The sequence below is a fragment of the Pseudomonas sp. FW305-E2 genome (assembly GCF_058782925.1).
Genome location: NZ_JBYSYE010000020.1, coordinates 52,223 through 75,944 on the forward strand (window position 1 = coordinate 52,223; position 23,722 = coordinate 75,944).

The following is a 23,722-nucleotide window of genomic DNA, read 5'->3' on the forward strand; positions in this document are numbered from 1 at the left end:
ATGAAGCACTTGAAGCCCCTGAACAACAAGGCGCGCATCCTGGAGCAGGCCGCCGCCGAAGACCGTGTCGAAGAAGTGATGGCAATGAGCGCGGTGGCCGGCTGCACGGCCACTACCGACCCCGGCTGGGAGGTGGACGCCTTTGGCGGCGTGAGCTCGCTGTGCCAGCCGATGGAGGCCGACCTTTATGGTTGTTCCGACCCTTGCTGGTGGCCGGCCCAGGTGCCGGACATGATGAGCACCTACCAGGACTGGAACGCCCAGGCGACCAACTCGGCAGAGGACTGGCGCAACCTCGGCACCGTGTTCCCGAAAGACAAGTGACGGCCCAACAAGAATGACAAGGGGAAACCGCATGAAAGCTGGACGCTGCGCGCCATTGGCGCTCACCATCGCCGCCATGGCTTGCGCCGGGCTGGCACAGGCCGACGACACTGGCCCGGCACTCAAGGCTGGCCACGAATACATGATCGTGACCAACTACCCGAACAACCTGCATGTGGTCGATGTGGCCAGTGACACGGTCTACAAGAGCTGCCGGATGCCGGACAAGTTTGGCCCTGGCACCGCAATGATGGCGCCGGACAACCGCACCGCCTACGTGCTCAACAACCATTACGGCGACATCTACGGCATCGACCTGGACACCTGCAAGAACACCTTCCACGCCAACCTGTCCAGCGTAGCCGGTGAAGTCGGCCGCTCGATCTATTCGTTCGCCATCAGCCCAGACGGCAAAGAGGTGTATGCCACGGTCAACCCGACCCAGAGGCTGAACGACCATTACGTGGTCAAGCCACCCCGGCTGGAGGTGTTCAGCACCGCCGATGGCCTTCAGGCCAAGCCCGTACGCACCTTCCCGATGCCGCGCCAGGTGTACCTGATGCGCGCCTCCGACGATGGCAGCCTGTACGTTGCCGGGCCGGACATTTACAAGATGGACGTGAAGACCGGCAAATACTCGGTAGCCCTGCCGTTGCGCAACTGGAACCGCAAAGGCTACAGCGCCCCGGATGTGCTGTACTTCTGGCCGCACCAGAGCCCGCGCCATGAGTTCACCATGCTGTACACCATTGCCAGGTTCAAGGATGACAAGCAGGACCCTGCCACCGCCGAACCGCTGTATGGCTACCTGAGCATCGACCTGAAGACCGGCAAGACCCAGACCCAGGAGTTCGCCGATCTGACCGAGCTGTACTTCACCGGCCTGCGCTCGCCCAAGGACCCAAACCAGATCTACGGCGTGCTCAACCGCCTGGCCAAGTACGACATCAAACAGCGCAAGCTGATCAAGGCGGCTAATCTGGAGCACACCTACTACTGCGTGACGTTCGACAAGAAGGGCGACAAGCTTTACCTGGGCGGCACCTTCAATGACCTGGCGGTGTTCAACCCAGATACGCTGGAAAAGGTGAAGAACATCAAGTTGCCGGGTGGTGACATGTCTACCACGACGCCGCAGGTGTTCGTTCGCTAAACCGGTGTGTGCTTCTTCGCGGGTAAACCTACAAAGGACGGCGCCACATTTGAGGCCGGTGGAGGTTTTTGTAGGAGCGGGTTTACCTGCGAAGAGGCCAGCACAGAAAACACAAGAACAACAAGAGAACGCCCATGCCCCAGCCAAGCTACACCCAGGGCAACCAGGACAAGCCCCTGCTGACCCAATGCATCGGCGACGCCTTCGACGCCACCGTGGCCCGCTTCCCCGAGCGTGAGGCGCTGGTGGTTCACCATCAGGCCCTGCGCTACACGTGGCGGCAACTGGCCGACGCCGTCGACCAGCACGCCCGCGCGCTGATGGCCCTGGGCGTGCAGCCCGGTGACCGTCTTGGCATCTGGGCACCCAACTGCGCCGAGTGGTGCATTACCCAGTTTGCCAGCGCCAAGGTTGGCGCGATCCTGGTCAACATCAACCCGGCCTACCGTTCCAGCGAACTGGACTACGCCCTTGGCCAGTCCGGCTGCCGCTGGGTGATCTGTGCCGATGCGTTCAAGACCTCCGATTACCACGCCACGCTGCAGGGCCTGCTCCCGGGCCTGGCCAACGGCCAACCGGGCGCGCTGATCTGCGAGCGCTTCCCCGAGCTGCGTGGCGTGGTCAGCCTGGCGCTGTCGCCACCGCCGGGCTTCCTGGCTTGGCACGCATTGCAGGCCCGTGCCGAGGTTGTCAGCGGCGAGGCCCTGGCTGCGCGCCAGGCACAACTGCGTTGCGACGATCCGATCAACATCCAGTACACCTCAGGCACCACCGGTTTCCCCAAGGGGGCCACCCTTAGCCACAGCAATATCCTCAACAACGGGTACATGGTCGGTGAAAGCCTGGGCCTTACCGAGCACGATCGGCTGGTGGTGCCGGTGCCGCTGTACCACTGCTTCGGCATGGTCATGGCCAACCTTGGCTGCATGACACACGGCAGCGCACTGATTTACCCCAGCGATGCCTTCGACCCGCTGGCCACGCTGCGGGCAGTGGCGCAGGAAAAAGCCACTGCGCTGTATGGCGTGCCGACCATGTTCATTGCCGAACTGGACCATCCGCAGCGTGGAGAGTTCGACCTGTCGAGCCTGCGCACCGGGATCATGGCCGGCGCGACCTGCCCGATCGAGGTGATGCGCCGCGTGATTGGCGAGATGCACATGGCCGAAGTGCAGATTGCCTATGGCATGACCGAGACCAGCCCGGTGTCCTTGCAGACCGGTGCCGCTGACGACCTGGAGCGTCGCGTGACCAGCGTCGGTCGCACCCAGCCCCGGCTGGAGAGCAAGGTGGTGGACGCCGAAGGCAACACTGTCCCGCGTGGCGAGATCGGCGAACTGTGCACCCGCGGCTACAGCGTGATGCTGGGTTACTGGAACAACCCCAAAGCCACCGCCGAGAGCATCGACGCAGAGGGCTGGATGCACACCGGCGACCTGGCGGTGATGGACGAGCAGGGCTATGTGCGTATTGTCGGACGTAGCAAGGACATGATCATTCGCGGCGGCGAGAACATTTATCCGCGCGAGCTGGAGGAGTTCTTCTTCACCCATCCGGCGGTGGCCGATGTGCAGGTGATTGGCGTGCCGTGCAGCAAGTACGGTGAAGAGATCGTGGCCTGGGTGCGGCTGCATCCGGGGCATGCTGTCAGTGAGGACGCGTTGCGTGAGTGGGCGAGGGCGAGGATTGCGCACTTCAAGGTGCCCAGGTACTTCCGTTTTGTCGACGCGTTTCCGATGACGGTTACGGGCAAGGTGCAGAAGTTCCGGATGCGCGAGATCAGTGTTGAAGAGCTGTCTGCCAGATGACCTTTTACGTGCCCAAGGTGAACGCCTTGCTCAAGATTCGAACATCCTGCGCGGTCGCCCGTAGGAGCGGGTTCACCCGCTAAAGGGCCGGCCCTGCTGGCCAGTGAACTACCTGTGTTAACGGTGTCATGCCCTCAGTCCTGCAGCCGTTCCGGGCTGTTGAAGTTGCTTAGCCGGCGATCACTCTCGGCGCACTCCAGCCCCTGCACCGCCTCGCGCAGCAAGGCCTTCTGCAAACTCCGCTCACCCGCTGCCCAGGCCTGCTCCAGCGCCGGCAACACCCGCTTGGGCAGTACGCTGAACATCGGCTGCCAAAAACCACCCTGACGCACCATTGCCGCGCTGTTACCGGCCACTGCCAGCCGCAGCAGGCCCTCGATCAATTCGCGATCAACCAGCGGCGCATCGCAAGCCAGCACCACCACCCACCCATGACGTGCCACCTTGAGCCCGGCAATCACCCCCGCCAGCGGCCCTGGGAAGTCGGCTTCTGCATCGCCCACCAACCGGTCGGCGTATGCCCGGTAATCCGCCTGGTTGCGATTGCAGGAAATCACCAGGTCGTCGCTCAGTGGCCGCACCACTCGATGAACATGTGCAATTAACGGCTCGCCTCGCCAGTCCACCAGGCCCTTGTCACGGCCGCCCATGCGCTGGCCGCGGCCACCGGCGAGAATGAGGATGGAGCAGGGGGGGCGTGCATCAGGCATGAAAAAGGGTTCCGGGCAGTCATTGCCGGGAACCCTCCCATTTCACGCGGGGCTTGTCCAGTCAGCTTTCGCGGGGCACGGGTTGCCCGTCGCTGTCATGCGCCTGGCGTCGCCGGGACAGGCGCATCACCACCACGAAGAACACCGGCACGAACACCACTGCCAGCGTGGCGCTGAGCATGCCGCCGATCACCCCGGTGCCAATCGCTTGCTGGCTGGCAGAGCTTGCGCCGCTGGCGATGGCCAGGGGCACCACGCCGAGGATGAACGCCAGCGAAGTCATCACGATCGGCCGCAGGCGCAGGCGAGCCGCTTGCACGGCGGCGTCGACGGCGTCCACGCCCTGGTCTACCAGATGTTTGGCAAACTCGATGATCAGGATGGCGTTCTTCGCCGACAGGCCAATCAGCGTGATCAGGCCAACCTTGAAGAAAACGTCGTTGGGCATACCGCGCAAGGTCACCGCCAGCACCGCACCGAGCACGCCGAGCGGAACGACCAGCAGCACCGCAGTCGGGATCGACCAGCTTTCGTACAGCGCAGCCAGGCACAGGAACACCACCAGCAGCGACAGCGCCATCAGCAGGGGGGCCTGGCTACCGGACAGCCGCTCCTGCAATGACAGGCCGGTCCATTCCAGGCCGGTACCGGCCGGTAGCTGCGCCACCAGCCGCTCGACTTCGGCCATGGCTTCGCCCGAGCTGTAGCCGGCGGCTGGCTCGCCAGAGATCGACACCGCCGGGTAACCGTTGTAGCGGGTCAGTTGCACCGGGCCGCTGACCCACCTGGCCTGAACGAACGCACCCAGTGGCACCATCTTGCCGCTGTCGTTGCGCACGTGAATGTTCAGCAAGTCTTCAACCTGGCTGCGCTGGTCACCTTCGGCCTGCACCACCACCCGCTGCATACGGCCCTGGTTGGGGAAATCGTTGACGTAGCTGGAGCCTACGGCCACGTCCAGCACCGTGCCGATATCGGCAAACGACACGCCCAGTGCATTAGCCTGGCGGCGGTCGATTTCCAGTTGCACCTGCGGGCTTTCCGCCAGCGAGGCTTCGCGCACGTTGGTCAGCACCTTGCTTTTGCTGGCGCTTTCGAGCAACTGGTCACGGGCTGCCATCAGCTCGGCGTGGCCCATGCCGCCACGGTCCTGAAGGCGAAATTCGAAACCGGTAGACTCACCGAGGCCGTCGATGGGGGGCGGCAGCACCGAATAGGCTATCGCGTCCTTGAGCTGGGTGAAGGCCATGGTCGCGCGGTCGGCGATCGACTGGGCGCTGTCGTCGGCGCCGCGCTCGGACCAGTCCTTGAGGGTGGTGAAGGCCAGCGCCGCGTTCTGCCCGCTACCGGAGAAGCTGAAGCCGAGGATCAAGGTGGTGTTGCCCACGCCCGGTTCTTCGGCGTTGTGCGCCTCGATCTGCGCGGCTACCTGTTCGGTGCGCATGCGGCTGGCGCCCGGCGGCAGTTGAATGTCGGTAATGGTGTAGCCTTGGTCTTCGGTGGGCAGGAACGCCGTAGGCAGCTGGCTGAAACCGTAGCCCAGCACCGCCAGCAGCACCGCGTACACCAGCAGGTAGCGGCCGCTGCGCTTGAGCGCCTGCACCACCCAGCGCTGGTAGCCGTTGCTCATGCGTTCGAAGCGGCGATTGAACCAGCCGAAGAAGCCTTTGCGTTCATGGTGCTCGCCCTTGGCCACGGGTTTGAGCAAGGTGGCGCACAATGCCGGGGTCAGGCTGAGGGCGAGAAACGCCGAGAACAGGATCGACACCGCCATCGACAGCGAGAACTGCTGGTAGATCACCCCCACCGAGCCTTGCATGAAGGCCATGGGCAGGAATACCGCCACCAGCACCAGCGTGATGCCAACGATTGCACCGCTGATCTGGCCCATGGCCTTGCGTGTGGCGTCCTTGGGCGGCAAGCCTTCTTCGGCCATGATGCGTTCGACGTTCTCCACCACCACAATGGCATCGTCGACCAGAATGCCGATGGCCAGTACCATGCCGAACAGTGTCAGCACATTGACCGAGAAGCCCATGGCCAGCATCACGGCGAAGGTGCCCATCAATGCCACTGGCACGACCAGGGTCGGGATCAGTGTGTAGCGCAGGTTCTGCAGGAACAGGAACATGACTGCGAACACCAGCAGCATGGCTTCGAACAGGGTGTTGATGACCTGCTCGATCGACACCTTGACGAACGGCGAGGTGTCGTAGGGGATGTCGTACTTGACGCCTTCCGGGAAGTAGCGCGCCAGGTCCTGCATCTTCGCCCGTACCAGGGTAGCGGTTTCCATGGCGTTGGCGCCGGGTGACAACTGCACGCTGAAGGCCGTGGCCGGTTTGCCGTTCAGGCGCGTGCCGTACTGGTATTCCTGGGCGCCGATTTCAACCCGGGCGACATCCCCGATGGTGACCGTGGAGCCGTCCGGGTTGGCACGCAGGACAATGGCAGCAAACGCTTCGGGGCTGCTCAACTGGCCTTTGACCACCACGTTGGCGGTGATTTCCTGGGTGCTGCGGCTGGGCAGATCGCCGATGCTGCCAGGGGCCACCTGGGCGTTCTGCGCGGCGATGGCTTCGGCCACATCGTTGGGTGTGAGGTTGAAGCCAATCAGCTTGCGCGGGTCGATCCAGATGCGCATGGCGCGTTCGGAGCCATACAACTGGGCCTTGCCGACGCCCTTGAGGCGGCGGATTTCGTCCATCACGTTACGTGCCAGGATGTCCGACAGCGCGGTTTCATCGAGTTTGCCGTCTTCGGAGGTGAGGGTGGCCAACAGCAGGAAGCCGGTGGACACTTTCTCCACCTGCAGGCCTTGCTGGGTGACCGGGCGTGGCAGGCGCGACTCGACCACCTTCAGGCGGTTCTGCACGTCGACCTGGGCCAGGTCCGGGTGGGTGCCCGGGGCGAAGGTGGCGGTGATGGTGGCGCTGCCCAGGCTGCTCTGCGACTCGAAGTACAGCAGGTTGTCGGCGCCATTGAGCTCTTGCTCGATCAGGCCGACCACGCTTTCGTCCATGGTCGCCGCCGAGGCGCCTGGGTACACGGCGTAGATTTCCACCTGCGGCGGTGCCACGTTGGGGTACTGGGCGACCGGCAGCTGCGGGATGGCCAGCGCGCCGGCCAGCAGGATGAACAGTGCGACCACCCAGGCGAATACCGGGCGATCGATGAAGAATTGCGGCATGAATCAGGCCCTCACTGGCCGGTATGCTGTGCGATGGGCGGGGCAGCGGGTGCGTTGTCGACCTGCACCTGGTCACCGGCCTTGACGTGCTGCAGGCCTTCGACCACCACCCGTTCGCCGGCCGCCAGGCCCTCGCTGACGACCCAGCGGTCGCCTTGGGCGCTGCCCAGTACAACCTGGCGGTCGCTGACCCGGGCGTGCTGGTCTACCACCAGCACCTTCGGCACACCGGCGCTGTCACGCAGGATGGCGCGTTGCGGCACGCTCAGGCCCTTGGGTTGCACCGCTTGCTCCAGGCGTACCCGCACGTAGCTGCCAGGCAGCAGGTCGAGGTCCGGGTTGGGGAACTCGCTGCGCAGGGTGATCTGGTTGGTGCTGGGATCGACGCTGATGTCGGAGAACAGCAGCTTGCCCGGTAGCGGGTAGGCGCTGCCGTCATCCTGGATCAGCGTGGCGCGTGCCTGGCCGTCGCCCACCTGCTGCAATTCGCCAGCGCGCAGGGCGCGGCGCAGCGCGTTGAGCTCACGGGTAGACTGGGTGACATCGGCATGGATCGGGTCCAGTTGCTGGATGGTCGCCAGCGGGGTGGTTTCGTTTTGCCCGACCAGCGCGCCTTCGGTGACCTGGGCGCGGCCGATACGGCCGGAGATCGGCGCGGTCACAGTGGCATAGCCGAGGTTCAGCCGGGCGCGCTCCAGCGCCGCCCTGGCTTCGGCCACTTCGGCATCGGCCTGCAGGAAACTGGCCTTGGCGTTGTCGTATTCCTGGCGGCTGACGGCTTTGTCGTCGACCAGCTCGCGGTAGCGCTGCTCTTGCAGGCGCGCCTGGTACCGGGTGGCCTCGGCCTTGGCCAGCGTGGCGCGGGCGCTGTCGTGGTCGGCCTTGAACGGTGCCGGGTCGATCAGGAACAGTACATCACCCTGCTTGACGTCGCTGCCTTCGCGGTACACCCGCTTGAGCACCACGCCTGCGACCCGCGCACGCACTTCGGCGGTGCGTGGCGCGAGGATACGGCCGCTGAGTTCGCTGCTGATGGCCAGTGGCTGCAGTTGCAGGGTTTCCACGCGCACTTGCGCAGTGGGGGCCTGGTCGTCTGGCTCGGTGCTGTCGCTGCAGCCGGCCAGGGACAGGCTCAGCAATGCCATGAGCGCCAACGGGCGCAGGCACGGGGAGAGGGTAGTAGGCATGCGGATCTTCCGATGATGACCGTGTATATGCTAAGGCAGACGCTGCCTGGGCGGCTGTTAATACCTGTAGGGCGAGTGTGAAAAAGTGTGAAGAATGATCCTGTCGAGTGGTTGGGTTCTATATTCTGCATGGGCCTGTGCTGGCCTCTTCGCGGGTGAACCCGCTCCTACGGGGACCTGCAGGAGCGGGTTTACCCGCGAAGTGCTCTCCACAGGCTTACTTCAACCCAGACGCCCAAGCACCTATGCCGAATATTTTCCTGGTCGAAGACGACAGCGCCCTGTCCGAGCTGATCGCCAGCTACCTGCAACGCAACGACTTCCATGTCCAGGTGATCGCCCGGGGCGATCATGTACTGGACGAGTACCGTCGGCAAAGGCCTGACCTGGTCATCCTTGACCTGATGCTGCCGGGCATCGATGGCCTGCAGCTGTGCCGGCTGCTGCGCCAGGAGTCGCAGACTCTGCCAATCCTCATGCTGACGGCCCGCGACGACAGCCATGACCAGGTGCTTGGCCTGGAAATGGGGGCCGACGACTACGTGACCAAACCCTGTGAGCCACGCGTGCTGCTGGCCCGCGTGCGCACGCTGCTGCGCCGCAGCAGTGTCAACGAACCGCGCCTGGAAAACGACCTGATCCTGATTGGTGGCCTGCGCATCGACCTGGCCGAGCGCACGGTGAGTTGGCGCGGCGAGGAGGTGGAGCTGTCCAGCGGCGAGTACAACCTGCTGGTGGTGTTGGCGCGCAATGCCGGTGAGGTGATGAACCGCGACCGTATCCTGCAACAACTGCGCGGCATCGAGTTCAATGGCACCGATCGCTCCGTTGACGTGGCCATTTCCAAACTGCGGCGCAAGTTCGACGACAACGCCGGCGAAGCGCGCAAGATCAAGACCGTGTGGGGCAAGGGCTACCTGTTCAGCCGTGTCGAGTGGGAGTGCTGATCGGCCATGCTCAAGATCCTGGTGCGGTTGTACCTGGTGATCATCGTCGCCTACGCCGGCGCATTGCTGTTCATCCCTGACACCATTGTCGGCCTGTTCCGCGACCGGTTCATGGCCTACAACCTGGACCAGGCCAAGGGTGTACAAGCGTTGATCGTGCGCCAGTTCCGCCAGGCCCCGCGCGAGCAGTGGCCAGCGGTGGAGCAGGAACTGGCCAGTGATTTCGCGCCGCTGGAACTGCAGCTGCTGCGCAGGGATCAGGCCGGTTTGAGCGATGAGGAGCAGGCGCGCCTGGAGCATGGCCTGTACGCAGTGCGCATTGCCGAGTGGGGCTATTACGAGACGGTGCTGGCGCCGCTGGACAAGGAGTGGCTGGTACGCCTGCATTCCCCGCCAGACCCGCTGGACATCAACGTGCTGTCGTGGGGCGTGACCGTATTGATTGGTGCAGCCATGCTGGGTTGCCTGCTGCTGTGGGTTTGGCCGCACTGGCGTGATCTGGAGCGCCTCAAGGAGACCGCTCGGCGCCTGGGCCAGGGGCAGATGGCTGAGCGTACGCACATTTCGCCTCACTCCAACATTGGTGAGCTGGCCGGGGTATTCGACACCATGGCCAGTGACCTGGAACGCCATGTCAACCAGCAGCGTGAACTGCTCAATGCGGTATCGCACGAGTTACGCACGCCACTGACCCGGCTGGACTTCGGCCTGGTGCTGCTGTTCGACGAAGTGCCGCCAGCCAGCCGCAAGCGCCTGCTGGAGCTGGTCGGGCATGTGCGCGAGCTGGATGAACTGGTGCTGGAGCTGCTGTCCTACAGCCGGTTGTACAATGCCGATCAGGCGCGAGAGCGGGTGGAGGTATCGCTGCTGGAGCTGGTCGACAGTGTGCTTGGGGGCTTTGCCGAGGAACTCGATGGCCGGGGTATCCAGTGGGAAGTGCGCGCCGAGGGTGAGTTGCCGCGCTTTGTACTGGACCCGCGACTGACGGCGCGCGCGGTGCAGAACCTGGTGCGCAATGCCATGCGCTATTGCGATGAAAGCCTGTTGCTGCGCCTGCGCCTGGAAGCCGATGGCGCCTGCTTGCTGACGGTTGAGGATGACGGGATTGGCGTCCCTGTGGAGGAGCGCGAGCGGGTGTTCCAGCCGTTCTACCGTCTGGACCGCAGTCGCGATCGCAACACCGGTGGTTTTGGCCTGGGGTTGGCCATCAGCCGCCGGGCGATCGAGGGGCAGGGTGGTACCTTGACCCTGGCGCAGTCGGCGCTGGGTGGGGCGCAGTTCAGGATTCGTTTGCCCGCCGGATGATGTTTCACCTGGTCTGCCAACTGGCTTGATCCCAACGCAAAGCGGTCTTGGCTTCATGCAACACCTGGGCAGGGACGGCGCCGCCACGCGTTGTTCGGCCCCAGCGGGTCCAGCCCTTCAACGCCTATGGCGAACGCTTTACCTCACAGCCGGGCGGCCACGCGCGAAGTTGTCCAGCGTTCGGGCTTTTTCTTGGGGGCTACATCTTGTAGCTTTACAGGTCGTTCATTCAGGGAGCTGAACATGCAAGGCAAGGCCCGCAAGATCGTCCAGGCCATTCTCTATGAGGCCATCGCCGTCGCCTGTGTGGCGCCCGCGCTGGAGCTGGCGTTCGGCGCCGGCATGGCGCAGTCGACCGTGCTCTCGGTGCTGATGTCGGGTATCGCGATGAGCTGGAACATGGGCTACAACTGGGTGTTCGAACGTTGGGAAGCACGCCAGCACAAGCGTGAGCGCACCTTCTTGCGGCGCCTGCTGCACGCGCTGGGTTTCGAGGGTGGGCTGGTGGTGATTCTGCTGCCGCTGGTGGCGTACTGGCTGGACGTGAGCCTGTGGGCGGCACTGCTGACCAACCTGGCGCTGTTCGTGTTCTTCTTCGTTTACGCCTTTGTCTTCCAGTGGGGCTTCGACAAGGTGTTCGATGTGCCGCTTTCGGCGCAGCAGGCCAAGTGTTGACTTCTGGCCGCGAGGCAGGCTAAGTTCCTACCCATGAACACATTCCCGCACGTGAACGCCATTATTATTACCGCCATTATCAGCTTGGCGGGCTAGCGCGTACGTGCACCGAACCCGCCCTGGAGGCGGGTTTTTTCTCTCTGACTCCTGGGCAACGTAAAAACAGCCAAGGAGTCATCGATGACCAGCTTCAGTGTCCCTCGTACTACCGTCACCCCCCAGCAACTGCTGTCGGAGCAGGTGCGGCGCATTCTTGCCGCGCCGGTGTACGACCTGGCCATCGAAACGCCCCTGCAAGCGGCCCCGGCCTTGTCTGCCGCCCTGGGCAACCAGGTGTTGCTCAAGCGCGAAGACCTGCAGCCTACGTTTTCGTTCAAGATCCGCGGTGCCTACACCCGCCTGTCGCGTCTGACCGATGTGCAGCGTGAGCGCGGGGTGATCACCGCTTCGGCGGGCAACCATGCCCAGGGCGTGGCCTTGGCGGCATCGCATCTGGGTATCAAAGCAACGATCGTCATGCCCACCACCACGCCATCGTTGAAAGTGGAAGGCGTGCGTTCGCGCGGCGGGCATGTGGTGCTGCATGGCGAGAGCTTCCCGCATGCGCTGGCCCATGCACTGAAGCTGGCCGACAGCGAAGGCGCGACCTTCGTGCCACCGTTCGATGACCCGGATGTGATCGCCGGGCAGGGTACCGTGGCCATGGAAATCCTCCGTCAGCGCCCGGGGGCGCTGGACGCGATCTTTGTGCCCGTGGGCGGTGGTGGGTTGATCGCCGGGATCGCCGCCTATGTGAAGTACCTGCGCCCTGAGGTGAAGGTGATCGGCGTCGAACCGGTGGATTCCAACTGCCTGCAGGCTGCCATGGCCGTCGGCGAACGCGTGATCCTGCCGCAGGTCGGCACCTTTGCCGATGGCGTGGCGGTGGCGCAGATCGGCGCCCATTGCTTCGAGCTGTGCCGCCACTTCGTCGACGAGGTGGTGACGGTGAGCAGTGACGAGCTGTGCGCGGCGATCAAGGATATCTACGACGACACCCGTTCGATCACCGAGCCGTCCGGGGCCTTGGCTGTGGCCGGGATCAAGAAGTACGTGGCGCGTGAAGGTGTGCAGGGGCAGACCCTGGTGGCCATCGACTCCGGGGCCAACGTCAATTTCGACCGCTTGCGCCACGTGGCCGAGCGGGCCGAGCTGGGCGAGCAGCGCGAGGCGATCATCGCCGTGACAATTCCGGAACAGCCGGGCAGCTTCCGGGCCTTTTGCCAGGCACTGGGCAAGCGGCAGATCACCGAATTCAACTACCGTTTCTACCCTGGCAAGGAGGCGCGCCTGTTCGTGGGCGTGCAGACCCACCCGGTGCACGACCCACGTGAGCAGTTGCTGGCCAGCCTGCGGGAGCAGGGGTACAGCGTGCTGGACCTGACCGACAACGAGCTGGCAAAGCTGCATGTGCGCCATACCGTGGGCGGGCATGCCGCGTCAGGGGCTGATGAGCGGGTCCTGCGCTTCGAGTTTCCCGAACGGCCAGGGGCGTTGCTGGGGTTTCTGGAGCGGTTGGGCAAACGTTGGAACATCAGCCTGTTCCATTACCGCAACCATGGTGCGGCGGAGGCGCGGGTGTTCGCTGCTTTGGAAGTGCCAGCGGACGAATTGGCGAGCTTGCCGTTGACGCTGGACGAGATGGGGTACCGGTATTGGGACGAGACTGACAACCCGGCGTACAAGCTGTTCCTGGGCTGAGGCACCTGTGTGGCCAATGCAGGCGTGTCTAGCCGCTTGCTTGCCGCCTTTGTTCGCAGCGTGATCGCCCGGTCCAAAGGGCAGGGCGATCTCCTGCAAGAAACTGCGCGAGCCAACGAGTGGGTTTCAACGCTCGCGCATGAAAAAGCCGGCAACGAACTTGCGGAATGTTTCCAGGCTTTTGAAGTCGGCGTAGCGCTTGAAGTTCTCGGTATCCGGCTCGGGGCCGATGGGCTGTTCCAGCAGCGACACTGACAACACCCGGTCCTGGTCCGAGGTCAGCACCAGCTCATCCATCACCTGCCCACCGATCACGGGGCGACGCATCTGCACTTTCACCCCTTTACTGGCCATCCAGTCGATCAGCGACACCAATGCCTTGAGCGGCTCGCGCTCTTCATCGCGGTACACCGGGAACAGGTGGGCGCGCGACAGCACGGGCACACTGGCCACATGAATCAGCTCATAGAAATGGCTGCCGGCGCTGGTCGGCGAGTAGATCATCAGCGCCAGCAACGGCCCGGTGGTGCGGCTCCCGCCCCAGTACAGGTGATGCCCCTGGAAGTCGAAGCCGTCCTCGCTGCGGTTGTTGAACAACTTGCGCCCTTTGATCTGGTCGACGCAGTCCAGCAGCAGACCGTGGCGGCGGTGGTTGCCGAACACAGACGCTTCGCGCAGGCGGGACTTGAGCATCATCATGTGCTTCATGTCCAGGCGGGTTTCCAGGTAGTTGCTGGCGGGCACCCGCTCCAGCAACGGATAGCGGCTGGCCACGCTGCGCAACTCGGCAAACTGCGTGGTCAGGTCTTTTTTCAAGTGGGTGGCGTAGAGGTTGAGCCCGCTGGTTTCAATCCAGGTTAGCAGCAGTGACAGCAGGCGCTGCTGTTCGCGTCTGTCGTTGCCGTCGCCGGCGCCACCGGCCGTGCCAGCACGGAAGTCGCTGATCAGGCGCAAGGGTGTATCGGGTGGCAGCCAGGCGGCAGGTGGTGCGGGGTCGTTTTCACGTTCGGCGGCTTCCCGCTCGTCCTTGGTGAACGGGCAGCCAGGCGCGTGCTCGGCGGTGCCTGGGTTGTTCTTGAGGAAAAGTGTGCCGGTGCTGCCGTTGAGGGTGACATTGAGCACCGGCAAGGCATCGTTGCGGCAGTCGCAAGCCAGCCACTGGTTGGCGTTGCGTACTTTCATCAGTAGCTGGTTGGCCTGTAGCAGGCGCGGGCCGGCGAGGCTGCCGGTGGCAAAGCCGACCAGCAGTTCCTCTTCAGCGGGGGTCAGGCTGCGCACCTGGGTGGCGGTTTTGTCGATGATTCGCATGAAGCAGCTCCAAGCTACGAGCCTCAAGCTTCAAGCAAAGTCGCGCGGCTTTCAACTCGCCGCTTGGCTACCGCCGAACATCTTCGCGGCACGGGCGCGAATCTCGTCGGGGGTCAGGTCCTCTTTGTGGGTGGACACGAACCAGATGTTGCCAAACGGATCTTTCAGGGTGCCGCTGCGGTCACCGTAAAACTGGTCGGTCAAGGGATGTAACTGGATGCCCCCGGCGGCCAGGGCCTGGGCGTAAACCTTGTCGCAGTCTTCAACATACAAGTGCAGGCCAACACCCGCACCGCTGAGCTTCTGGCTGGCGGTGAGGCCGCCTTCCATGTCGCAGGGGTCGCCCAGCATCAGCGACGAATCGCCGATTCTCAGTTCGGCATGGCCAACGCGACCGCCCGGGGCATCGAGGCGGAACATTTCCTTCGCGCCAAAGGCTTGCTTGTAGAACTCGATGGCCTTGGCGGCGTCGTTGATGGCCAGGTAGGGCGTGATGCTGTGCTGGCCTTCGGGGATGGGTTTGACTGCCATGTTCGACTCTCCTGTGCAATGGGCGCCGAAAGGCGCCCTGTTGCTTAGAGTCGTTCGCCCAGATGGAAAATCGACAGTGACGCTAGATCGATTGTCTATAAGCGCGGCGGTCAGAAGATGTAGTCGGTGGTCAGGAAGCTTGACTGGCGGTTGCGAATGATCTCGCTGATCAGCGCTTTGTTGGCCTCCTGGAAGCGGGTGGCGACCAGCGTCCGGATGGAGAACACACGCAAAGCGTCATCCACCGAGAGCGTGCCCTCGGCGCTGTTCTTGCGGCCGTTGAACGGGTAGGTGTCAGGGCCGCGTTGGCACTGAGCATTGATGTTGATGCGCCCGACCTGGTTGGCGAAGATGTCGACGAGGCTGCCGATGGTGGCCGGGTCGTTGCCGAACAGGCTCAGTTGCTGACCGTAGTCGGAGTCCAGCACATAGTCGATCACTGTCTGCAGGTCGCGGTAGGGCACCACCGGTACCAGCGGGCCGAACTGCTCCTCGTGGTACACGCGCATTTCTTGGCTGACCGGGTACAGCAAGGCCGGGTAGAAGAATGAGCCGCGGCTGTGCCCGCCATTTTCGTTGAGCACGCGCGCGCCCTTGGCCGTCGCATCGGCAACCAGGCCATCGAGGTAGTCGACCTTGCCAGGCTCGGGCAATGGTGTCAGCGCCACGCCAGGTTCCCACGGCATGCCGGGCTTGAGCGCCGCCAATTTGCGCTGAAACTTGTCGAGGAAGGCCTCGACCACATCCTCGTGCACGAACAGGATCTTCAGTGCCGTGCAGCGCTGGCCGTTGAACGACAACGCCCCGGTGACGGCCTCTTCGACAGCGTTGTCGAGGTCGACCTGGGGTAGCACGATGCCCGGGTTCTTGGCGTCCAGGCCCAGTGCGGCGCGCAGACGATGCGGGCGTGGGTGCAGTTTTTTCAGGTCGCTGGCGGCCTTGTGGGTGCCGATGAAGGCGAATACATCGACCTTGCCGCTGGCCATCAGCGCGCTCACCGTTTCCCGGCCGCGTCCATAGATGACATTGATCACGCCTGCCGGGAAGCTGTCGCGGAACGCTTCGAGCAAGGGGCGGATCAGCAGTACGCCGAACTTGGCCGGCTTGAACACCACCGTGTTGCCCATGATCAGCGCCGGGATGAGCGTGGTGAAGGTCTCGTTCAGCGGGTAGTTGTAGGGCCCCATGCACAGGGCCACGCCCAGTGGGGCGCGACGGATCTGGCCGAGGGTGCCTTGTTCCAGCTCGAAGCGGCTGGAGCGGCGGTCCAGGTCCTTGAGGGCGTTGATGGTGTCGACGATGTAGTCGCAGGTGCGATCGAATTCCTTTTCTGAATCCTTCAGGTTCTTGCCGATCTCCCACATCAGCAGCTTGACCACGGCCTGGCGCTGTTCACGCATGCGGGCAAGGAAGGATTCCACATGCTGGATACGCTCGGCCACGCGCATGTTCGGCCAGGCGCCACGGCCTTTGTCATAGGCCTGCACGGCAGCATCGAGGGCGGTCAGCGCGGTCTCGGCATCCAGCAGCGGGGCGCTGCCCAGTATGACCTGATGCTCTTCGTCGCCTTGCTTGAGCCACACCGGGCTACGCACCGTGGCCAACGGGCCGTCCCAGCGCCTGAGTTCACCGTTGACCAGGTAGTCGCGTTGTTCCAGTGGGGCTCCCAGACGCCAGGTTTCCGGGATGTTCTCGGCGCTGGGGAAGAGTGAATCGAGCAAACGGTCCATGGGTACTGCACCTCACATCAAAGGGCGGTTTTCAAGTCAGTTGAATCGTTTCAGCTTGGAGCATGCACTGGCTGCCGGAAAAACACCAGTCTGGTTCAACATGGCCATCCATGCCTGCCCGGCAATCCGTCAGCGGCCTGAGAGACGTTGATGCAAGTCGTCAAAGGTTATTCATGGATAGCGAAGTGGCCAGCGGAGCTTGATGGGCACGGTTATAGCAAATGTGTTGTTGAGCGTCGGTTTGATGCGGGGAATTTGACGCCATGAAACTTGATCTAAAGTCAGCCAGAAGCCGCTTGCCAAAGCGTTTGCAGGCATCTTAAATTGTTACTGAATGTGATAAGAAAGTTGCAAGCCACACTATAAAAATCAAAGTGTTAAGTGTTTTTGCTGGATTTTTCTCTTTTTCCGATTGGCCAATAGAGCACTTCAAAAGGACGTCGAAGAAGAAATGAAAAAGACCTTGACGACTGTGGCGCGCAAGCTCCTGTCGCCCTCCATGCGCTACGAAATCAGGCTGCTGGCCAGCAAGGTGCGAGAAATGATGGCGCGTGCCTGTCTCTGGCGTTGGGAAGTCGCCAGGTTTCGCCCGCAACAGGAGAGCCCGTACGAAATCCTCTACATCGGCCGCAAGCAGCAACGGGAAATGGCCAAGCTGCTGATCGGTGGCAAGGGTCAGGGCAGCGCATCGATGGTAGACGGTGCAAGTGCCACGGCGGCTGCCAGCCACGTCGTGGTCATCAGCGAAATGCCCACGTCGGGGGCGCTGTCAGTGCCGCACTACCTGAGCGCCGTGGTGCCCTTGGGGCGCCCTCTGGAAGACATCACGGCCCGCTACGACAGCGAACTGCGGCGCAGCATTCGTAAGAACCGGCCGCTGTATCACATGCGCCAAGCCCTTTCGGACGAAGAAATCGCCATGGCCGACCGGGATTTGCTGCGCCCTTATGCTTCGGCCCGGCAGGGCATTCATGCCGCGCAGTTTCCTACCGAAGAGGTGTTCCGTATTGCCAAGAGTGTCGGCCGGCTAGACTTGATCATGCTGGGCGATGAGGTGATCGGCTGCCACCTGGGGTGTGAAGTGGTACGCGGCGGCAAGCGTTACTGGAGCACGTTGCGCTTTGGCTATTGCGAGGCGGTGTTTTCCGATGCGAAGAAATTGCGCGAGGTGAATTCGATCACCACCTTCATGGCGCTTGAATGGGCACTGGAGCAGGGCTTCGATTATTACGACATCGGCCTGTGTCTGGCGCGCCCGGACGACGGCCTGCTGAAGTGGAAGCGCCGCCGCGGTGGTGATATCGATTCGCTGGGTAACCATGCGTACCTGTTTGTCCGCCTGCCCAAGACCGGTACGGCAAAGTTCCTGTGGGACACGCCGATGTTCGCGGTCGAAGGCGACAAGCTGACGTTGCATTTGGGGCTCCCGGATGGCCCAAGCGATGAGGAAGTTGCCAGTCGCTATCACGAAATGGTGTTTGGTGGCCTGCACAAGATTTATCTCTATGGCGGCAGCGGGGCAGGCGAACCGTTTGTGCAAACGTTGCGCAGCCGTTACGCCAGCTTGCAGTCACCGCCCACCATGGAAAGAGTCACGAGTAATTGAGTAACTGCCAGGGATGCTTTGATCTGGCGCCTAGGCGCTGTAAGAAAAGCCTTGATACTGGTTCATGCTGCGTTGAAAACCGCCTCGGAATGCTCATGTACTCCAGTACAGTCGGGCGCGACCCCGGCCGTTCCTCGGCTGTTTTCGCCTTGCCTGACCTGCGTCTCAAGACTTTTCGTACAGCGCCTAGCGCCGGGCTCCACATTTCGCCATCAAGGGAGGACGCTTCATGGGAAGCGACATCTCGCAGTTCAGTGCATCGCCCGCAGGCAGGCAACACAGCTGGACCTTGGCCGCCTACCGCCACATGGCGCGCAAACGGCTGGGTGGAAAAGCGGCGACCGATCTCAAGAGCGTCGCCACCAAGTGCTGGGACATCGCCCCGGGCGAAGCCACGGTTTCGCCACCGGCCATTTTCCTGCCTGGCCAGCTGGAGCGGGTAACGGGCTGGGAAGGCAAGCGGTTTTACCCCTACGTGCACCCGGCGCAGACCATGCAGGGAGGCGTCAACACATTGCAAGGGCCAACCCGCGGCTACTTGATCAAGGATGTATGGCTGGTCGAGGGGGCGTTGTACAAGGGCAAGGCCAGCCATTGGCTGTCACAGAAGCCGAGTACCTTCCCGACCATCCTCATCGACAATGAAATCGACCGCGCTGCAATCTACTGCACACAAAACGGTAACGCCTGGTTCGGCACCTGGTTGATGGAAGATTGTCCGACCTATGCGCTGGCCTGCAACGAGGGCATCCCGGTGACCACCGCCCCCTCTGCCAGGTATCCGCTGTTTACCCAGGCACCGGCCTATGAAGACTGGCTGGACATGAAGCCTTTGCGCCTGCGCAGTGCGTTCTTCCGTGAGCTGGTGCTGTTCGATGACCAGAGCAACAACCGCAGCCGGCATGCTCGCTACCGGGCCATGGGTGACAAGCTGCTCTCGCATGTGTCGTACACGCAGCACCCGGGGGTTTTCCTGTTGCGGGGCGGTGATGGTGACCTGCGCCTGTTGCGCAACGAGCTGGAGCTTGCCGAACACTTGCGTACTACCCGCGGTTTTCGCATCGTCAACCCGCTGAAGTCCGATGTGCCGAGCATTGTCGCGGCCTGCGCCGGGGCTAAAGTGGTCATTGGGGTGGAGGGTAGCCAGTTGGTGCATGGCGTGAATGTGCTGCAGGCTGGAGGCTGCCTGCTGACTTTGCAGCCGCCGAACCGTTTCGTCAGTTACTACAAATACCTGACGGATCGTGACCAGCAGCATTTTGGCTTTGTGGTGGGCCTGCCGGAAGGCGACGGTTTCAGGATCGATATTGACGAAGTGGAGCGCACGTTGGATCTGTTCCCACGATAAGTGTGTAGTATCGGTGCATGGATCCGCGGCGGGCAGGGCAGTAGAGGATGATCGAGGTATCACGGTTTTGGCGCGACCCTGCCTTGCCGTTCGTCGAAGCCCGACGGGTAGGGGACGGGCGCAAGGTGTGCTACGCCGCGCACTCTCACGAGAGCTTCTCCATCGGGGTGATCACGGGGGGGCGTAGCACTTACATCAACAGTGACCAGTGCGTTGAGGTGGGGGCGGGTACCACGGTGTTGATGAACCCGGGCGTGGTGCATACCTGCAACCCTGTTGCCGGGGAATCCTGGTCTTACCTGATGCTGTTCGTCGATCAGCCTTGGTTGCAGGCAGTGGGTTTTACCCTGCCAACGCAGACCTGGAGCCGCTCACCTGTATTGTACGGGCGGCTGTTGCAGGCCTTTGCCGACCTGTTCGACGCCAGGCTGCCTGATCGGGAAACCCGCCTGGCGGCCCTGTTCAGCGAGCTGCCGGGCATGCTTGCCCGTAATGCCAGCGAGATTGACCAGGGCAATCCACGGCTGGATGCAGCGGCTGCTTTCATACGCGCCCACCGCAGTGACCCGCTCAGCCTCGAAGACATCTGCGGGGCTTGCGGCCTGTCCCGTTCCTACCTGATTCGTGCCTTTGGCCAACGCTTCGGCCTGACGCCCCATGGTTACCTGCTAGACCAGCGTGTACAACTGGCCCGGGCGCAGTTGCGCCAGGGCCGTTCAATTGCTGAAGTTGCACAGGAGGCCGGGTTCGCTGATCAGGCACACCTGCAGCGGGCATTCAAACAGCACCTGGCGGCGACACCGGGGCATTACAGAAATGCCGTCGCTAGCCTGGGCGCTCCTGCAGGAGCCGTGCATGCCTTAAAGGATCAGGTAAACCGCACTGGCGACCAGTAACACAGCCAGGCTCCGATTGAGCATGCGCAGGTGACGTGGGTTGTCCAGGTACTGGCGAATCACGCTGCCGGCCCAGGCCCAGCAGGCCACCGAGATGAAACAGATCGGCCCGTAGATCCAGGCAAACAGCCACAGCAAGTGCTGTTCACCACCGGTGTAGGCACCCACCCCGGCAACGGCGGCCAACCAGGCTTTGGGGTTCAGCCACTGCATTGCTGCGCCGTGCCAGGCTGAAGGGGCTTGGGTAGGCTGTGCGTTGTTCAGGTTACCGTCGTCACTGGCCAGCTTCCACGCCATGTACAGCAGAAACGCCACCCCGCCCCAGTGCAACATCAGGCCCAGCAAAGGCCAGCGAAGCAGCAGTTGATGCAGGCCCAGCCCGACCAGCACCAGCAGCAGGCAGAAACCCAGCGTGGCACCGGCCACATGCGCCAGGCTGGCGCGCAGGCCATGGCGGGCACCGCTGCCAAGGGCGACGATGTTGACCGGGCCGGGGGAGATAGAGGCCGCAAGGGCGAAGGCGGCCATGGACAGGGATAGGCTCATGAGGAAGATCCACGTGGTTGGGGAGGCGTTATCCTCGCGTCGCCGACGGTCTGATGTATTGAACAAAAGTACCCGCGCACGACTCGCGCCTGCAGGGCTAATGGTGATGCAGGGTTGTTACAGGTTTTGTAATAGTTTTGCGCTACAACAGAAACGTGCTGTGCTTGTAGCATCGTTCTCCCAATTTGTTATCAAGGTCTATATGAGCACCTTCGCGGAGCCCCCCAGTCTTCGGCCTTTCTGGCCATCCTTCTCCCGTCCTTGTGACGTGTTCCACGTGAGTACCCGCTAATGGAATGGTTAGCCGACCCCACGGCCTGGCTAGGCCTGTTGACGCTTATCGTCCTCGAACTGGTGCTGGGTATCGACAACCTGGTGTTCATCGCCATCCTTGCCGACAAGTTGCCGCCCCATCAGCGCGACCGCGCGCGGGTCATTGGCCTGAGCCTGGCGCTCATCATGCGCCTGGGCCTGTTGGCCAGCATTTCGTGGATGGTCACCCTGACCGCACCGCTGTTCGAAGTGTTCGGCAAGAGCTTCTCTGGCCGTGACCTGATCATGCTGTTCGGTGGTGTGTTCCTGCTGTTCAAGGCCACCATGGAGCTGCACGAACGCCTGGAAGGTCACGTGACCCAGGCCAGTGGCACGCTGCGCCATGCCGCGTTCTGGCCGATCGTTGCCCAGATCGTGGTACTGGACGCGGTATTCTCGCTGGATGCCGTGATCACGGCGGTGGGCATGGTCGATGAGCTGTCCGTGATGATGATCGCGGTGATCTTCTCGATCGGTATCATGATCGTTGCCAGCAAGCCGCTGACCCGCTTCGTCAACGCCCACCCCACGGTGATCATGCTGTGTCTGGGCTTCCTGATGATGATCGGTTTCAGCCTCACCGCCGAAGGCCTGGGCTTCCATATCCCGAAAGGCTACCTGTACGCGGCCATCGGCTTCTCGATCCTGATCGAGCTGTTCAACCAGCTGGCGCGCGCCCGTCGCAAGCGCAGCCTGCAACAGCACAAGCCGTTGCGTGAACGTACTGCTCATGCCGTGCTGCGCCTGCTGGGCGGCCGCCGGGTCGAGGCTGACGAGGTCGGCGAGGAGATTGCCGACCTGGTCGAGGGCGGCGGGGAACAGGTGCTGTTCGACCGCCGTGAGCGGGTCATGATCAGCGGCGTGCTGAACCTGGCCGAGCGGCCGATTCGTACGGTGATGACAGCCCGTGCCGAGGTTGATGTGATCGACCTGGCGCAACCGGCCGACGCCATTGCCCAGGCCCTGGCCAATTCGCCGTACTCGCGCCTGCCGCTGATCCGCGATGGTCGCGTGGACGAGCCCCTGGGCTTTGTGCACAAGAAGGAACTGCTGAAGGAACTGCTCTCGGGCAGCCAGCCCGACCTGGAAAACATGGCCCGGGCGCCGTTGAACCTGCTGGAGAGCTTCAGCATCCTCAATGCCCTGGAGCAAATGCGCGGTCAGTCGACCCATATTGCCTTCGTGGTCAACGAGTTCGGTGACTTCACCGGGCTGTTGACCATGACCGACATCCTTGAGTCGATTGCCGGTGAGCTGCCGGATGCCAGTGAAGTTGAAGGCCCGGGCATCGTCCAGGAGGGGGAAGGCTTTGTGGTCAGCGGCGCGCTGAACCTCAGCCAGGTGCAGGCGCGTACTGGCTTCAGTGCCCGTGCTACCGAGGATTACCAGACCCTTGCGGGCCTGGTGATGAGCTTGCTCGACCGCCTGCCGATGGTCGGTGACCGGCTAGCCTGGAATGGCTGGATGCTGACCGTGGAGGCGGTTGAAGAGCGACGGGTACGCCAGGTTCGGCTTACACCGAGCGGCGACGCTGACGCAGCAGGTGCTTGAAGCCCTCAAGCACCAGCACCAGTACTGCGGCCCAGATTGGCAGGTAGGTCAGCCACTGATCCGGGCCGATGGTTTCGCCCAGCAGCAACGCCACGCCCACCAGCAGCACGGGTTCGACGTAGCTGAGCAGGCCGAACAGGCTGAATGGCAGCATGCGGCTGGCCAGCACGTAGGCGATAAGCGCCGAAGCGCTGATCGCGCCAAGGATCGGCACCAACACATACAGCCCCGGGTGTGCTTGCAGGTCAGCGCTGGAAAGTGGGCTCTGGATCACGAAGTACAGCGCCCACGGCAGCAGCAGGCACATGTCGCACCACAGGCCGCCCAGGTGGTCGGTGCGGCAGCGTCGGCGCAGCACGAAGTAGACCGGGTAGCCGATCGTTACCAGCAGGGTTTCCCAGGCAAAACTGCCATTTTGGTACAGCTCGTGGCCCACGCCCAGTGCGGCGCAGGCCACGGCTACCGTCTGCAGGCGTGACAGGCGCTCGCCATAGACCAGCCGCCCGGTCAGGACCATGGCCAGTGGCAGCAGGAAGTAACCCATCGACACTTCCAGGCTGCGCCCGTGCAGGGGCGCCCAGAGAAACAGCCACAGTTGCACCCCCATCAGCCAGGACGTGCCGACCATGCCGAGCAACAGCACCGGCGTGCGTTTTACCCGGCCCATCAGTTCGCCCACTCGCTTCCAGTCTTTCGAGACAAGCATGAACAAGGTGAGGCAGGGCAGTGTCAGCAGGGTGCGCCAGCCAAAGATTTCTTCGCCATCGAGTGGCTTGAGCAGGGAGGTATAGAAGTACATCACAGCGAACAGGCAGGACGCCATGACCGATGAAACAATGCCTTTTGACACGAATG

At 62.9% G+C, this 23,722-nt stretch carries 19 protein-coding genes; 11 read left to right on the plus strand and 8 right to left on the minus strand.

The window, feature by feature from the left end; genetic code table 11:
- The 3 genes from qhpC (at position 1) to AC3WLP_RS16350 (ending at position 3,285) form a co-directional block, all read left to right on the plus strand.
- Entirely contained in the window at positions 1–324 is a 324-nt protein-coding gene (gene qhpC, locus AC3WLP_RS16340; RefSeq protein WP_014590799.1) for a quinohemoprotein amine dehydrogenase subunit gamma, read from the plus strand.
- 31 nt (positions 325–355) lie between these two features.
- A complete protein-coding gene (gene peaD / locus AC3WLP_RS16345) occupies positions 356–1,477 on the plus strand; it encodes a quinohemoprotein amine dehydrogenase subunit beta (RefSeq protein ID WP_088512687.1) in 1,122 nt (373 codons plus the stop codon).
- A 134-nt stretch (positions 1,478–1,611) separates the two neighbouring features.
- Positions 1,612–3,285 carry a fatty acid CoA ligase family protein gene (locus AC3WLP_RS16350; protein ID WP_088512686.1) on the plus strand — a complete coding sequence of 558 codons (1,674 nt, stop codon included), beginning with the start codon at positions 1,612–1,614 and terminating at the stop codon, positions 3,283–3,285.
- Between the two features lie 134 nt (positions 3,286–3,419).
- On the opposite strand, the gene mobA is transcribed toward AC3WLP_RS16350, so the two are convergent.
- From mobA to AC3WLP_RS16365, 3 genes are all read right to left on the minus strand, one after another.
- Positions 3,420–3,995, minus strand: a complete 576-nt coding sequence (mobA, locus tag AC3WLP_RS16355; protein ID WP_012052165.1) for a molybdenum cofactor guanylyltransferase MobA — start codon at positions 3,993–3,995, stop codon at positions 3,420–3,422.
- 61 nt (positions 3,996–4,056) lie between these two features.
- Positions 4,057–7,185, minus strand: coding sequence for a multidrug efflux RND transporter permease subunit (locus tag AC3WLP_RS16360; protein ID WP_088512685.1), 3,129 nt, complete (start codon positions 7,183–7,185; stop codon positions 4,057–4,059).
- Positions 7,186–7,196: 11 nt separating this feature from the next.
- Positions 7,197–8,372: an efflux RND transporter periplasmic adaptor subunit gene (locus AC3WLP_RS16365; protein ID WP_088512684.1), complete on the minus strand. Its 1,176-nt coding sequence runs from the start codon at positions 8,370–8,372 to the stop codon at positions 7,197–7,199.
- A gap of 245 nt (positions 8,373–8,617) precedes the next feature.
- On the opposite strand from AC3WLP_RS16365, the gene AC3WLP_RS16370 reads away from it, so the two are divergent.
- From AC3WLP_RS16370 to ilvA, 4 genes are all read left to right on the plus strand, one after another.
- Complete coding sequence (locus AC3WLP_RS16370; RefSeq protein WP_003253889.1) at positions 8,618–9,319, plus strand: response regulator; 702 nt, start codon at positions 8,618–8,620, stop codon at positions 9,317–9,319.
- 6 nt (positions 9,320–9,325) lie between these two features.
- Positions 9,326–10,624, plus strand: coding sequence for an ATP-binding protein (locus tag AC3WLP_RS16375; RefSeq protein ID WP_012052168.1), 1,299 nt, complete (start codon positions 9,326–9,328; stop codon positions 10,622–10,624).
- Positions 10,625–10,867: 243 nt separating this feature from the next.
- A complete protein-coding gene (locus AC3WLP_RS16380; protein ID WP_003253887.1) occupies positions 10,868–11,299 on the plus strand; it encodes a PACE efflux transporter in 432 nt (143 codons plus the stop codon).
- Positions 11,300–11,479: 180 nt separating this feature from the next.
- A complete protein-coding gene (gene ilvA / locus AC3WLP_RS16385; RefSeq protein ID WP_012052169.1) occupies positions 11,480–13,039 on the plus strand; it encodes a threonine ammonia-lyase, biosynthetic in 1,560 nt (519 codons plus the stop codon).
- Positions 13,040–13,165: 126 nt separating this feature from the next.
- Here ilvA and AC3WLP_RS16390 read toward each other — a convergent pair whose 3' ends face one another.
- The 3 genes from AC3WLP_RS16390 to AC3WLP_RS16400 all read right to left on the minus strand — a co-directional run bounded on the left by AC3WLP_RS16390 (position 13,166) and on the right by AC3WLP_RS16400 (position 16,608).
- A complete protein-coding gene (locus AC3WLP_RS16390) occupies positions 13,166–14,347 on the minus strand; it encodes a DUF8534 domain-containing protein (RefSeq protein ID WP_012052170.1) in 1,182 nt (393 codons plus the stop codon).
- A gap of 51 nt (positions 14,348–14,398) precedes the next feature.
- Positions 14,399–14,878, minus strand: a complete 480-nt coding sequence (locus AC3WLP_RS16395) for a VOC family protein (protein WP_004577478.1) — start codon at positions 14,876–14,878, stop codon at positions 14,399–14,401.
- 110 nt (positions 14,879–14,988) lie between these two features.
- Positions 14,989–16,608 (minus strand): NADP-dependent glyceraldehyde-3-phosphate dehydrogenase, encoded by a 1,620-nt coding sequence (locus tag AC3WLP_RS16400; RefSeq protein WP_012052171.1) that lies wholly within the window; start codon positions 16,606–16,608, stop codon positions 14,989–14,991.
- 451 nt (positions 16,609–17,059) lie between these two features.
- Between AC3WLP_RS16400 and AC3WLP_RS16405 the strand changes: the two genes are divergently transcribed.
- The 3 genes from AC3WLP_RS16405 to AC3WLP_RS16415 all read left to right on the plus strand — a co-directional run bounded on the left by AC3WLP_RS16405 (position 17,060) and on the right by AC3WLP_RS16415 (position 20,458).
- Positions 17,060–18,214, plus strand: coding sequence for a GNAT family N-acetyltransferase (locus AC3WLP_RS16405; protein WP_017148312.1), 1,155 nt, complete (start codon positions 17,060–17,062; stop codon positions 18,212–18,214).
- A gap of 229 nt (positions 18,215–18,443) precedes the next feature.
- Positions 18,444–19,562 (plus strand): glycosyltransferase 61 family protein, encoded by a 1,119-nt coding sequence (locus AC3WLP_RS16410; RefSeq protein WP_012052173.1) that lies wholly within the window; start codon positions 18,444–18,446, stop codon positions 19,560–19,562.
- A 47-nt stretch (positions 19,563–19,609) separates the two neighbouring features.
- Positions 19,610–20,458: an AraC family transcriptional regulator gene (locus AC3WLP_RS16415; RefSeq protein ID WP_012052174.1), complete on the plus strand. Its 849-nt coding sequence runs from the start codon at positions 19,610–19,612 to the stop codon at positions 20,456–20,458.
- On the opposite strand, the gene AC3WLP_RS16420 is transcribed toward AC3WLP_RS16415, so the two are convergent.
- Entirely contained in the window at positions 20,423–21,004 is a 582-nt protein-coding gene (locus AC3WLP_RS16420) for a LysE family translocator (protein WP_017148313.1), read from the minus strand. The genes AC3WLP_RS16415 and AC3WLP_RS16420 overlap by 36 nt on opposite strands.
- Before the next feature lie 291 nt (positions 21,005–21,295).
- On the opposite strand from AC3WLP_RS16420, the gene AC3WLP_RS16425 reads away from it, so the two are divergent.
- Positions 21,296–22,867 carry a TerC family protein gene (locus AC3WLP_RS16425; RefSeq protein ID WP_012052176.1) on the plus strand — a complete coding sequence of 524 codons (1,572 nt, stop codon included), beginning with the start codon at positions 21,296–21,298 and terminating at the stop codon, positions 22,865–22,867.
- On the opposite strand, the gene rarD is transcribed toward AC3WLP_RS16425, so the two are convergent.
- Positions 22,830–23,717, minus strand: coding sequence for an EamA family transporter RarD (gene rarD / locus AC3WLP_RS16430; protein WP_003253870.1), 888 nt, complete (start codon positions 23,715–23,717; stop codon positions 22,830–22,832). The genes AC3WLP_RS16425 and rarD overlap by 38 nt on opposite strands.
- Positions 23,718–23,722 lie beyond the last annotated feature (5 nt).